This is a genomic window from Paenibacillus alba, assembly GCF_013204855.1.
Taxonomy (GTDB): domain Bacteria; phylum Bacillota; class Bacilli; order Paenibacillales; family NBRC-103111; genus Paenibacillus_E; species Paenibacillus_E alba.
On sequence record NZ_JABMKZ010000013.1, the window covers coordinates 1 to 12311 of the forward strand.

Sequence of the window (12311 nt, forward strand, 5' to 3'; positions counted from 1 at the left end):
AAACATTTGAAGAAGCTTACCAGAGAGTACACACATACATTGAATTCTACAACCAACGGCGTTTCCACGGAAGTCTGCACAAAATGAGTCCAAGTCAGTACCATGAGGCTTGGAAAGCTAAAAAATTAGAAGCCATAGAAATTTCGGTTTAGTGTGTTTAGAGAAATGAGAAAAATGAAAAACTGCGAGAGCGAGAGCATTTAGCAGATGGACTCCATAATTAAGGGGCCGAACCGAAATCGCTAAAAAGGAAGAGGAAATGCCTGCGATTGTGCAGGCTTTTTCAGTAAAATCGCAAAAAAGGAAGAAATGCCTGCAATTGTGCAGGTATTTCCTCCCTTTTTGAGCTGAAAACGAAAATGAGCCTTAAATTGATGCATAATCGCAGGAATTTACCAATTTTCCACATGAATGGAGCTAAAAAGATGCACAATTGCATCTTTTTACTTACTCCAAGTCAAAGGAAGGAAGTCATTCATTGACTTATGAATTAATGCGCTTGCGGTTCTGGCTGGCCAGCGAAAGAATAGCTACATAAAAAGGCTGGAGATTGAACTTTTTGCCAAATTCGAATTTGTAAGCTGCCGTTTTGGCATCATTGGCTTTGTAGTACGGTGAAGTGATGTAATGAATGGTTAATTCGCTGTCGTCAAAGCCGGTGCCGCCAGTTTCCATCGTTACTTCGTAAATAGAGTCGAGCTCAATGGAGGCTACCCGCGTTTTTTTACCTGTCACACCTTGATGATCAATGAGAATAATTCTTTCATCGGTGACGATGAAGCTATCCCGTACCAGCTTAAATCCGGTCGTTATTCTCTCATTCGGCATGAGATAGATGCCATATTGTCTAGTGAGTTCATCGACGGAAACTTCTGAGAAATTACCTAAAAGTCCATTTAAAAAACCTGCCATTGTTATCCCTCCTCGTTTCATGTTATTCCCATTATTCGACCAAAAGAAGTGGAATCCTTTATCTACTCTCCGTCTTGAGACGGACGGTTAAGCCTACCAGAGACGGTTATACCAGCGCAAGGATGTTGCTATACTTAGAACAATGAATGTCTGGAGGTCCAGGCAGAGAAGTGAGGGAGCACGAGATGAGCGGAATGAACTGGTTTAATGGCATGTGGGAAAGCAAAGGCTGGAATCAACGAGAAATTGATTACCAATGGCCCTCATCGTCTTTTCCTATTATTAACATTCAAACAGGTGGTTTGGGCAAAGGCAGAAAACGGGTGGCCATTGGCGTTATTGCTGTAGGGGATATTGCGATTGGCATTTTCTCAATAGGGGCTGTCAGTGTGGGGGTTTTCTCTTTTGGCGCTGTAGCGATCTCTTGGCTGTTGTCGATTGGAGCTGTTGCGATGTCGAGTTATTTGGCAGGCGGCGCTGTTGCCATTTCGAATTGGTTCTCAATCGGAGCTGTAGCCATTGGGGATACGGCTGTGGGGGCAGTTGCTATCGCTAGGACAGCCATTGGGGCAGTGGGAATTGGAGAAACGGCTTATGGCGTTGTTGCGATAGGTCAGCACGGCTTTGGACTAATTCCACTCACCCATGATGCAATCAAATGGATCACAGGATTATTTAAATCCAACTGAACTGATCTTATGCAGCAAGCTTGCTTCCAACATGCTCCATGCAGGTGATCACTCCCTTTCATGCATATTTACATGCTCCTTTTCTCAACCTATGAAGGATTATAATGTGTCTTTAAAGGAGAAGAGAAGGTATGTGGAAAAAGCTCAAAGTAGTGGCACTAGGTAGCATGGTTGTCATGATGGCGACTACGACAGCTTGTGGGAGTAATCCGAAAAGTTCCAAGCTTTCAGCACCAACGCCAAATTCACCGACACAATCAGGTACAGGCAATACATTAACCCAGAGCTTATCTCAATCTGGCAGCAACGTAATCCAAAGCGGAAACGATGATGCGGTCCTCCCCATTAAAGTAATTAACAATGTCAATTATGTAGCTGCCAGTGAACTTATTCAAACATTAAAGTTCCAGTCAGACTGGGATGCCGCTAATCAGAAGCTGCTCATTGGAGATAATGATGCGAACTACGAATTAACGGTGAACTCAACGAAAGCGATGAAGGACGGTTCAGACATTCAAGTGAGCCAGCCTTTTATCAAAGAAGGGGACACGACGTATGTACCGGTCTCAGCACTGTCAGACTTGTTTCAGGAAGATATGTCTTTTGAAATCAGCAAAAATCAATTGAAGATTCATCCCTCGCCTGTAGCGCCTATAGAGAGTGAGGATGCAGCTGATCCTAGCGGCAGAACTAATGAGCTTGGGTTCGGCGAGGATCCGCAAGATCCATTTAAAGGCGTGAAAAAGAATGAAAGTCCTGTATCCAACAATCTGCTGCTGGAGAATGAGCTTCAGGTGTGGTCTCCTTTAGGACAAGATCAAGTTGTTCCCGTTCTGAAAAACGTTGATGTTAACGCGATGATTGATAAAGGCGAACAATATTTGGGGGTAAAATATAAATTCGGTACAGGTCCCTACCCAGAAACCGGGAAATTCGACTGCTCCACATTTACCCAATATGTATATGGAAAATATGGCATAAAGCTGCAACGATTGGCTCGTCAGCAAGCGGCTCAAGGCACTTTGGTAAGCCGCAAAACGCTCCGCAAAGGGGATTTAATGTTTTTCTATGTGCCGGGTCGTTTTAAAAGCAACAAAACGGTTGGACATGTAGGCATCTACATCGGCAACATGCAAATGCTGCATGCATCCCCGGAGCCTAAAAACGGCGTTCAAATCTCAAATATTGATAAAGCTTACTGGAAAGCAACTTTTCTTCGAGCAAAACGGATTGTATATTGATCGGTTAGCGTCTATCCTTAGGGGTAGGCCTTTTTTTATTTTCTGGAAAATTGAAACAAATCGACAGTTCGTGCGTTTTATCTAATGTAAAGTCTTGGATGGAGGAGGAATAATTCGATGAATATTACCCTTTACGAAAAAATGGTAGATGGAGAGCTGCAAAAAATTAGTGATCGTCCCTGGGATGAGCAGCTGATTTCGGCTTTGAATGTGGCTAATTTTCTTCTGGTTAACGGCAAGGAGTATGAAATGATTGAAGGCAGATTGAATCTGGATTTGAATGTGTTTGAAATTTTATTGGTAACAGTACATTCAGAAGGGGGAGTGAATCGGCCGTGAAGCGACCGCTCAAAGTACTTTCAGCTTCGCTAGGGATTTTGCTTGCCGGCCATTTGCTGCTTCTACCGGCGCATGCCGCGGAGTCTCCGAAGCCGAATGCAGGTTCAGCCAAGCTGGTTGAATGGTCTACGGATGAGGTGAAAGCGTTTTTCGACCCTGCGCTGGATTGGAGCTTGCCGGTTCCTTCCGCGAAAGGGACGGGGGCTGACTCCTCCACATCGGGTGATTCAAGCTCCGGCAGCGGCACGGCACCGATTATCGTGAATCAAGTTAGCGGCGGCAGCGGGTTCGGTTGGGATGATTTGTTATTGTATCATTTGATTTTTAATACAGTAAGCCCGTATTCTTCGAATAACTGGGGAAGCAATCATCGCTCTTCTTATTATCGTTCTAATACACCGTATGTGAGCAAAACGTACCAACCAAGCACATTCACGAATCGTTCCACAACCAAAGCTCCGACAACATCAAGCGGAACAGGAACGTTTACGACGAATAAATCATCAACAGCAAAATCGGGTTCGACAACGGCCAATACACCGAGTACTGCTTCAGGTTCATCTTCTGGGACAAAAGGAACTTCAGGCACTTCAGGAACTTCGGGAACTTCGGGAACTTCAGGAGCTGCAGGAACTTCAGGGACAAAAAGCACCTCAGGCACTTCAGGAGCTGCAGGAACTTCAGACACCGCAGGAACTTCAGGAACAAAAGGAACCTCAGGAACCTCAGGAACCTCAGGGTCCAAAGGTTCTTCGACGAATTCAGGCTCTTCGGGATCGGTCAGCAGCAGTGGAACGTCGTCTTCCAAATCGACTTCAACGTCTTCCGGCAGTATTGGCGGCAAATCAAGCGGATTCAGCTCATCCTCTAGTTCATCATCCAGCTCAGGAGGTTAATCTTGTGGTGTTTGAAGTGATAGGATCACCTTCGCCGGATCGACAAGCTCAAGTGGCGAAGCTGGCCGAACTAGGATTTACTTGGGCAGACCTGGAAACCGAGGAATATTGGATTGATCAGATTGTGCTGATGGAACGAACATCTTACGATGAATTGATTCACGCTGCGCAATGGCTGTGGCGTGTGTTTGATAAAGCCGTCCGATATGTCATAGGAAGCCGCACATTATACAGGCAGTTGTCAATCCCGGAAGTGCTGTGGGATGGGTTGGATCGGCTCCAACCGAACGAAGCGGGCTTTATAAGCCGGTATGCGCGGTTTGATTTTACGGTGAATCAGGATGGCCGAATTAAGCTTTTGGAACTAAACGCGGATACGCCAACCGGATATGTGGAAGCGGCGATCGCGACGCCTTGGTTATGCGGGTCCAAAGGAATCGAGTCCCCCAATCATGCGATGAAAGACCTCGTTCGGGCAGCTTGGGAAATCGAAGCGCCTGACTACGCGGCCTGCACGGCCTATGGCGATCATATAGAAGATACAGGGACAATAGACGCGCTGGTAGCACATAGCGGAAGACAGATGACCTGTGTGGACACTCTGGACCTATGGATTGATGAAGGTGTTGTAAAAGTAGGCAAGGAGCACATCATTACCAAAATGTTTGCGCTTTACCCCAAGGAATGGATGGGAGTAGATGATGGTGGAGAAGCATTCGCCTATGCGATAGAGGAGCAGTTCATACAGCTGTTCAATCCTTTACATGCCGTCATTTTGCAATCCAAAGGCTTACAGGCTTTGATTTGGGGCTTGCATGAAGGAAATGATGCTATCTATACAGCCGATGAACATAAGGCTATTGCAAGTTATATGCTGCCTACCTATACAGAACCGCTGCTCACAAGAGATTACGTGTCCAAATCGATGTTCGGCAGAGAAGGCGGTTCCGTAGAGCTTTATGACGCCAACGGAGACATTGAGGTTAAAGATGAAGCTGGATTCGATACAAGTGTATTTTTTGAGCGTGTATATCAGCAGCGTGCTGATTTGCCGGAGCTTTCTTTTGCTCAGGGGAAGAAGCATTTGTTAACGGGGCTTTTTGTATTAAATGGCACCCCTTGCGGGCTTTTGGGGAGAGCAGGCGGAATGATTACAGGCAATACGAGTCAATTTGTAGCGATTGGAGTGAAGGCACCTTGAATAAAAAGCGAATTTGGATGTTGGTACTTGTCGTTTTTGTACTTTTCCTGATTGCTCGGGCATGCAGCGTTGCTGCGGATAAGAAGCAAGCCGATTCGAGCAAGACGGCATCGGGGGATGCAGCTAGCGTCAGCGGCGTTACTGGGGAAGTACCTTGGGATTATCAAGTTCGGGAAGCAAAGGTCGGAGATTTATTGGATGGCGACATGGTCTTATTGCCGAATAATGAACGTATTTCCAATGATCAGAATTTTGCAACCGGTGAACAGATCTGGGTGTTAAGTTCGATACAGGCGACGATGAAAGCAGATAGTCAAGGTAAAAATGATGTGACCTTGTCGCAATGGAAGCCCATCAAAACGTTCAAAACGAAAGAGGAAGCGGACAAGGATTTGGCTGAGTTGAAGGTTGAAATCAAGACGGAGGTCAAGTTGGTTGGTGTCTACAAAACGGAGCTCGATGGCAAATTCCGCTACTTCGCTGTTGTTGAGCTGCCAACTGGGCAGAAAGTGAAGCAGCCGATCCCAGAAGAGCGCTATACAGATTTCAAAAGCAAGAAGGATGTGCAAGTGATTTTAGAAGAAGTTCATGATTACAGCAATTATGATCAATCTATGGCGAAATTTCGGGGGTGGGCAGAGTGATAGTGTTTAACGTTGTAGTCAGTTTATTCGTGATTGTCCTGCTGCAATTCGGAGGCATGTATATTTTTAGCTTAATGACGCCTTATCGTGAAATGGAGGAGGTCAACAATGGGAATGTCGCTGTAGGCATTTCCATGGGGGGCCAGTTTGTCGCAACAGCGATTGTGCTAGGCATTGCGGCTTATACCAATTCATCCATCTCGCATATGTGCTTATGGTTTGCTGTGGGGTACGTCTGCGTGGTCGCTACTTACTGGGTGTTCGATTGGCTGACGCCAAGGGTGAAGCTGTCTGATCAATTGAAGCAAGGGAACATCGCGGTTGGCACCCTGCTGGCTGCAGTATATATTGGAATTGCGATTGCAGTCAGCAGTTTAATTGTTTAATTGCTAATTCCTATTCGATTGCGATTTGCGTGATTTCGACGTCTTGCAGCTGAGACAGATCCAAGAATTCATTATTGATGTTAATGAGCGGCCGGAAGAAATCGGAGGGATTCGTCATGACGATCCGCCCGACGCGTCCATCGCTCAGCGACACCTTTTTGCCGATAAAGTTAGGAATCATGTTCCGGATAAACACTTGCGTAATTTTCGGATCCAGCTGTCCAAAGCTCATGCGATGCAGTTCTTTCAGAACAATAAGCAGATCACGCTTTTCCTGATAAACACGGTTGCAGATCATCGCGCTATAGACATCAGCTACCGAAATAATTAAGGAATAGGAATGAATTTCGGTGCTTTTCTTGCGCATGGGATAGCCGGACCCATCCATGCGTTCATGATGCTGCAAGGCAACAAGGGCTAAGGTATTATCTTTCATTGAACTCTTGATGATTTCGTAGCCATAAATCGTGTGTTTTTGAATTTCATTGTACTCATCATTCGTCAATTTAGCAGGCTTATTCAGGATATCCGGGTGAATTCTACTTTTACCGATATCATGGAGATAGCCTGCTTTTCCTATATAAAGCGCATCTTTTTCGCTTTTGTTCATCCACTTGGCTATGTAATAGGAAAGCATGCCGACTTGTACACTATGCTGGTACGTATAGTCATCTTGACTGGTTAAGGAAAGCAGCAAGGAAACAACGTCTTTTTCTTCCTGAAAGCTGTCAATTAAAGGATTGAAAGCGGACTCAACAACTTCGTTATCAATTAAACCGCCATCTCCTACGGTAGTGAAGATATCTTTAATGGCTGTAATAGAGTTGCTGAAAGAAGATAATTGCAGGGCATTTGCTTTACGAACGGGAGCTTCACTTGGCTCGTGGCCTGCTCCGATCGTCGTTCTGGGCAGAATATCTACATATTCGACATTGTGGCGATTGAGCATATGAATATCGCCTGCATCCAAAATAGTTCCAGAGGATAGCAAGTGAAGGCCTAACGAATTGTAAGAATCGGAAATCAGTTTATCGCCAACGATTAATTGCAAGACATGAATGTGCATTGAAGTTCCTCTCCTAGGCCTATAATCAGTAGGTATATGGTAATATACTACATCCCAATATAACGGCTGTAAAGACTTTTGGCCTGAATTAAATCATCGGTCCCTTGAATCAAGACACGGCCTCCCGGGAAAATGACCATATGCAAATCAGGCGCAGCTTGAAACTTTAGAAGGAAGCGATTCTTCTCAACCGGTCCGAGAGGTTTCAAACGCTCTTCCCAATCGTCAAGCGACTTGGTGGAGGGGACAATAGGTTGGATCTGGACCGAGTTCCGTCCGCATAAGGATTGAATCGTGTCGTTTTCGAGATGTGCTTCCAAATACTCATATTGCTGCTTCGCGCAGGCAGGACAATCCGACTTCAATGCGCCATCGACCCGAATAGCGGAGTGCTGATTGAACCATAGGTCCCATTGCTGCATTTTGAGATTCAGCTGTTCCTTTGCGCCAATAAGCAGTTTCAGGGCTTCGGTGGATTGAAAGGAAGCAACGACATGAATGATGCCGCCAATGACGCCCGCCGTATCACAGGTTTCAGCTGTTCCGGCAGCGGGAGCCTGGGTAAACAAGCAGCGCAAGCATGGCGTTTGTCCGGGAATGATGGTTAAGGAGACGCCGCGCGAGGCAACGGCACCGCCATAGATCCAAGGAATTCCAAGCTTCATGCTCACATCATTAATGAGAAAGCGAACCGAGAAATTATCGGTGCCATCGAGAATTAAATCCACATCGCTTAATAAGTCTTCAGCGTTCGTGGAATTGAGATCAGTGACGTGAGGTTCGATGGTAACAAGCGAATTGACGAGCTGCAGCCGTCTTGCGGCAGCAATAGCCTTCGGTGTTGTTGTGTTAGCGTCTTCCTCATCATACAGCATTTGCCGCTGCAGATTGCTGGTGTCGACGAAGTCGCGGTCAATTAAACGCACATAGCCGATCCCGGCACGTACCATATGATTGGCAAGTACGGTACCAAGTGCTCCCATGCCAACGATGGCGACGCGACTTTCCCCCAGCTTGCGCTGTCCTTCCGCACCGATCGGGGAAAAGAGGATTTGTCTGGAATAACGGGCATCTACGTGATCTATTTGTTCGTTATCTAAATGTGAATGTGAGTTCAAGATGGCTCATCTCCAATCGAGTCTATTCAGTGGCTGGTATCTCAAGCGGGTTCCAAGGCCCAGTCTGGCTGCCTTTCCACTCGGAACCGTCTTCCCATATCTCTTTTTTCCAAATGGGGACGATTTGCTTCAAACGCTCAATCGCGTAGCGGCTTGCTTCGTAACAATCTGCCCGGTGAGGAGAAGAAACGGCAATCACTACACTCGCTTCTGCAATAGCGACCTTGCCCAAACGATGGGTAATGGCGCATAGCGTGCCAGGCCACTTCGTGTCTATTTCCTGACCGATGGTTTCCATGGTTTTGAGTGCCATAGGGGTGTAGGCCTCATATTCCAGAAGTACGGTGCGCTGCCCATAGGTCATTTCTCGTGTTGTACCGATAAAAGCAAGGGAAGCGCCATGATTCGGATGGTTGACTTTCGCAGCTACGGAGGCGGCATCAATGGTATCGTACGTGATTTCATAGTTCGCGGGTTGCCCTCCAGAGACTGGGGGGATCAGCGCAAGCTCGTCTGCTTCGGTGATGATCTCTTGGCTGCCGGCATAGGCTTGATTTTTGGCGAAGAAGCAAGATTGCAGCGGCTCGGATGCCGCCGGATAAGCAGCAGCGATCTGTTCCTTGAGTTGTTCAATGGAGATCGTTTCTTGCTGAATATCTATGTGTAGGACAGAAGTCCCGAACAGGTCAACCAGACCTGCGAATAGGTGAATGTGAAGTTTCATGGGTCTGCTCCTAATGGCTTATATAGTAGGAATCCCCTACAGCATATCATATTTTGTCCTGAAAATGGTATAATGGGGAAGCCTTTGGAGAGGCCTATCGGAGTCATAAGGATGAAAGGAGATCAGACTTTATGTCATTGGAAACCCACATACAAGTGTCAGACATCCATATAGCAACGGAAGAGTTTACGGTCGCACAAATGGTTGAGCTTGCTGAGCACAAGCTGTCCCTTGAAGCGCGGGTCCCTGAAGTACAGGGGAAAGCTTTTGATTTAAAAGACTGGTATCGAAGTTGGAAAACGAGCCATGCGGGCAAGCCGTTGGATGAACCTACCCATGTTAAAGTAGAGGCTGTGGATGAGTTTCAAGCTCTTATCCCGTGGTCTGAGGCAGAGAAAGCCTTGTTTCTATACGAACAGGACGGACAACCCCTCAAAAAGGGATATCCGATACGACTTTATGTACCTGATGGCAGCAGTGAATGCCTGAATGTCAAAAGCATCGTGAACATCTGGTTTCTGCATGATCCTTCGCTCGGGGAAGAGTCGACCTTCGGGTTCAAAAATCGAGTAACACTGGATGAACTGAAATACAAGAAATGATCATCCTGTTTCCTGCATAAAATTAGACATGCTTGGAACTGGATGAAGCCTGGAAAGCGTGGTGACTGGTTTGTCTGAGCCTTTGCAACGACTAGTAATTTTACATACGAATGATTTACATAGTCATTTTGAACAAATGCCCAAAATCAGCGCCTATTTTGATCGTGTTCGTCGGTTGTGGCCGGCTGATCAGGTGTTGACGCTGGATATCGGCGATCATATGGACCGGATGAGACCCGAAACAGAAGGCACGAATGCGATTGCGAACTTGGAAATTATGAATGCAACCGGTTATGAAGCCATGGTGGTCGGAAACAATGAGGGGCTGACTTTTACCCCGGATTTGCTGAGCGCCGTTGTGAAAAACCATGCGAGGTTTCCTATTATTGGCAGCAACATTATCGATATGGCGACGAATCAGACGCCGGAGTGGATGCAGGTCTCCCTCATTCTTGAGAAATCAGGTCTCCAGATTGGATTAATTGGCGTCACTGCGGCTTATCAAATCTATTACGAGCTGCTAGGATGGCATGTCACAGATCCTGTCGAGGCTGTAGAAGCCCAAATTCGGCTTCTCCGTCCTCAAGTGGACATCCTGATTGTGATGTCCCATTTGGGGCTGAGAATGGACCAGCGGATGGCTGAGGAGCTGGAAGGGATCGACGTGATTCTGGGTGGACACACCCATCACGTGCTGGAGGAGCCGCTTCTTCTGTGCGGCACCTATATTTGTGCGGCCGGCAAGTATGGTCAGTACGCCGGCCACATTGAACTTGCCTACGATTCGGCGCAGCGCCGAATCGTGGAACTGCACGGCCGCGTCGTCCCGATGACGGCGGAACACGAGGAAGACAGCAGCGTGATCGCGCTGCTGGATCACTACCGCATCGCCGGCGCAGCGGCGCTGGATGAGGAAGTGACGCAGCTGCGGCAGCCGCTGCGTCTGGACTGGTACGGCGAATCCCCGCTCGGCAACTTGCTTGCCGCAGGGCTTCGCCGCTGGACCAGCGCCGAAATCGGGCTGGTCAACAGCGGCCAACTCCTTCAGGGACTGAAGGAGGGGCGGTTAACCAAAGGCAGATTGCTGGACATCTGCCCAGGGCCGATCAACCCCTGCCGGCTGCTGCTCAGCGGGGCGGATCTGCTGCAAGCGCTCGAGGAGTCGCTGATCGGCGAGTTCATGGAGAAGCCGATTCGCGGCTTCGGCTTCCGGGGCGAGGTGCTGGGCGTGCTGTGCGTCGACGGGATAACCGTCGAGCTGGACAGCTCGCGCGCACCTTATGAGCGAATTCTTGCCGTGCATGTCGGCGAGAACCTGCTTGAGCTTGATCGTGACTACGTGGTGGGTACGATTGATATGTTTACGTTCGGCTCCGGTTATTTATCGCTAAGCCGTGGGAAAGAAGTGGCCTATATGCTTCCTGAATTTATTCGCGATATACTGGCTTCTGAGCTGCGGGACGAGGAAGCGATCGCCCAAAGCCAAAGCTTGCGGTTCACGGATCGAAGTATTTCGGTGAGCTGAAATTATGTAGTTCATGTAAAGCTTTATCAAAAAAGTTGTCAGATTCACCAAGTTGCAAGTAGAATAGATAATTGGACAGGCTTCATTTTAATAAACTCTCACAATTTAGGGGGAAACCATGCATACTATTTTTGAAGCGATCATCATTGGGATCGTCGAAGGCTTGACCGAGTTTTTGCCCGTCTCATCTACGGGGCATATGATTCTAGCGCAAAGCTTGTTGAACACAGAAAACGACCAAGTGATGAAAACTTTTGATTTTGTCATCCAATTGGGTGCCATTATGGCTGTCGTGATCATTTATTGGAAACGTATTTTATCATTGTTTGGCTTAGTGAAAAGAAAAAGTGAAAGCAGAACCGGCAAGAAATTGAACTTGCTGCATATCCTGATCGGTATTTTGCCTGCGGGTGTGATTGGCTTAAAGTTTAACCATGTTGTCGATGAGAAGCTGTTTAACACCACGACGGTCCTCGTTGGTCTGGTCTTGGGCGGGATTCTGCTGATTATTGCGGAAAAGAAAAAATCCCAGCCGAGTACGATGGTTTTAGATGACTTGACGTATCGTCAGGCTTTCTTCATTGGGCTGTGGCAGCTAGTTTCCATCTGGCCAGGATTCTCGCGGTCCGGCTCGACGATTGCGGGGGGCATGCTGTCTGGCGTAAGCCGCGCAGCTTCTGCTGATTTTACGTTTATCATGGCAATTCCAATTATGTTTGGCGCATCAGGCGTGTATTTTTTGAAAAATTATGACGCTCTCTCTTCCTCGGATTTGCCCTTTTTCGCGGTTGGTTTTATCGTAGCTTTCATCGTTGCTTTGTTAGCGGTTGTTTCCTTCATCAAGTTTGTTCAAAACATGAAATTAACGTATTTTGCTTACTATCGATTTGCCGTAGCTATCGTTTTTGCTCTTTATATGTTCTTAAAGTAATCATATTTCAAATATTTAGCGAACCGCGTCGAATGAT

At 47.1% G+C, this 12311-nt stretch carries 15 protein-coding genes; 11 read left to right on the plus strand and 4 right to left on the minus strand.

Annotated features, from left to right (window positions below; translation table 11 throughout):
- Nucleotides 1-152 (plus strand): IS3 family transposase (locus HQN90_RS39970; RefSeq protein WP_173220921.1); only part of this gene is annotated, 152 nt, incomplete at its 5' end.
- Nucleotides 153-483: 331 nt separating this feature from the next.
- Here HQN90_RS39970 and HQN90_RS17300 read toward each other — a convergent pair.
- Nucleotides 484-912, minus strand: a complete 429-nt coding sequence (locus HQN90_RS17300; protein ID WP_173220923.1) for a PH domain-containing protein — start codon at nt 910-912, stop codon at nt 484-486.
- 185 nt (nt 913-1097) lie between these two features.
- On the opposite strand from HQN90_RS17300, the gene HQN90_RS17305 reads away from it, so the two are divergent.
- The 7 genes from HQN90_RS17305 (at nt 1098) to HQN90_RS17335 (ending at nt 6308) form a co-directional block, all read left to right on the plus strand.
- A complete protein-coding gene (locus HQN90_RS17305; protein ID WP_246362550.1) occupies nt 1098-1601 on the plus strand; it encodes a hypothetical protein in 504 nt (167 codons plus the stop codon).
- A 131-nt stretch (nt 1602-1732) separates the two neighbouring features.
- Nucleotides 1733-2842 carry a C40 family peptidase gene (locus HQN90_RS17310; protein ID WP_173220925.1) on the plus strand — a complete coding sequence of 370 codons (1110 nt, stop codon included), beginning with the start codon at nt 1733-1735 and terminating at the stop codon, nt 2840-2842.
- A 117-nt stretch (nt 2843-2959) separates the two neighbouring features.
- Complete coding sequence (locus HQN90_RS17315; protein ID WP_173220927.1) at nt 2960-3181, plus strand: hypothetical protein; 222 nt, start codon at nt 2960-2962, stop codon at nt 3179-3181.
- Nucleotides 3178-4077: a hypothetical protein gene (locus tag HQN90_RS17320; protein WP_173220917.1), complete on the plus strand. Its 900-nt coding sequence runs from the start codon at nt 3178-3180 to the stop codon at nt 4075-4077. Before HQN90_RS17315 ends, HQN90_RS17320 begins: the two co-directional genes overlap by 4 nt.
- 4 nt (nt 4078-4081) lie before the next feature.
- Nucleotides 4082-5278 carry a glutathionylspermidine synthase family protein gene (locus HQN90_RS17325; RefSeq protein ID WP_173220929.1) on the plus strand — a complete coding sequence of 399 codons (1197 nt, stop codon included), beginning with the start codon at nt 4082-4084 and terminating at the stop codon, nt 5276-5278.
- Nucleotides 5275-5922, plus strand: a complete 648-nt coding sequence (locus HQN90_RS17330; protein ID WP_173220931.1) for a hypothetical protein — start codon at nt 5275-5277, stop codon at nt 5920-5922. The genes HQN90_RS17325 and HQN90_RS17330 overlap by 4 nt, the downstream gene beginning before the upstream one ends.
- A complete protein-coding gene (locus HQN90_RS17335) occupies nt 5919-6308 on the plus strand; it encodes a DUF350 domain-containing protein (RefSeq protein WP_173220933.1) in 390 nt (129 codons plus the stop codon). The genes HQN90_RS17330 and HQN90_RS17335 overlap by 4 nt, the downstream gene beginning before the upstream one ends.
- A gap of 10 nt (nt 6309-6318) precedes the next feature.
- On the opposite strand, the gene HQN90_RS17340 is transcribed toward HQN90_RS17335, so the two are convergent.
- From HQN90_RS17340 to HQN90_RS17350, 3 genes are read right to left on the minus strand one after another with little or no spacing between them, the layout of a single operon-like run.
- Nucleotides 6319-7374: an HD-GYP domain-containing protein gene (locus tag HQN90_RS17340; protein WP_173220935.1), complete on the minus strand. Its 1056-nt coding sequence runs from the start codon at nt 7372-7374 to the stop codon at nt 6319-6321.
- 47 nt (nt 7375-7421) lie between these two features.
- A complete protein-coding gene (locus tag HQN90_RS17345; RefSeq protein ID WP_216855350.1) occupies nt 7422-8492 on the minus strand; it encodes a ThiF family adenylyltransferase in 1071 nt (356 codons plus the stop codon).
- 22 nt (nt 8493-8514) lie between these two features.
- Nucleotides 8515-9216, minus strand: coding sequence for a molybdenum cofactor biosynthesis protein MoaE (locus HQN90_RS17350; protein WP_173220937.1), 702 nt, complete (start codon nt 9214-9216; stop codon nt 8515-8517).
- A gap of 131 nt (nt 9217-9347) precedes the next feature.
- Here HQN90_RS17350 and HQN90_RS17355 point away from each other — a divergent pair, with 131 nt between their 5' ends.
- From HQN90_RS17355 to HQN90_RS17365, 3 genes are all read left to right on the plus strand, one after another.
- A complete protein-coding gene (locus HQN90_RS17355; RefSeq protein WP_173220939.1) occupies nt 9348-9818 on the plus strand; it encodes a molybdopterin-dependent oxidoreductase in 471 nt (156 codons plus the stop codon).
- Nucleotides 9819-9888: 70 nt separating this feature from the next.
- Nucleotides 9889-11343, plus strand: a complete 1455-nt coding sequence (locus HQN90_RS17360; protein ID WP_173220941.1) for a bifunctional metallophosphatase/5'-nucleotidase — start codon at nt 9889-9891, stop codon at nt 11341-11343.
- Between the two features lie 118 nt (nt 11344-11461).
- Nucleotides 11462-12274, plus strand: a complete 813-nt coding sequence (locus tag HQN90_RS17365; protein WP_173220943.1) for an undecaprenyl-diphosphate phosphatase — start codon at nt 11462-11464, stop codon at nt 12272-12274.
- The last annotated feature ends 37 nt before the right edge of the window (nt 12275-12311 follow it).

Excerpts from the sequence above, each read along its gene's own strand:
- HQN90_RS17355 (WP_173220939.1), top strand. The coding sequence starts at position 9,348 with ATGTCATTGGAAACCCACATACAAGTGTCAGACATCCATATAGCAACG.
- HQN90_RS17300 (WP_173220923.1), bottom strand. The coding sequence starts at position 912 with ATGGCAGGTTTTTTAAATGGACTTTTAGGTAATTTCTCAGAAGTTTCC.
- HQN90_RS17305 (WP_246362550.1), top strand. The coding sequence starts at position 1,098 with ATGAGCGGAATGAACTGGTTTAATGGCATGTGGGAAAGCAAAGGCTGG.
- HQN90_RS17315 (WP_173220927.1), top strand. The coding sequence starts at position 2,960 with ATGAATATTACCCTTTACGAAAAAATGGTAGATGGAGAGCTGCAAAAA.
- HQN90_RS17350 (WP_173220937.1), bottom strand. The coding sequence starts at position 9,216 with ATGAAACTTCACATTCACCTATTCGCAGGTCTGGTTGACCTGTTCGGG.
- HQN90_RS17365 (WP_173220943.1), top strand. The coding sequence starts at position 11,462 with ATGCATACTATTTTTGAAGCGATCATCATTGGGATCGTCGAAGGCTTG.
- HQN90_RS17310 (WP_173220925.1), top strand. The coding sequence starts at position 1,733 with ATGTGGAAAAAGCTCAAAGTAGTGGCACTAGGTAGCATGGTTGTCATG.
- HQN90_RS17340 (WP_173220935.1), bottom strand. The coding sequence starts at position 7,374 with ATGCACATTCATGTCTTGCAATTAATCGTTGGCGATAAACTGATTTCC.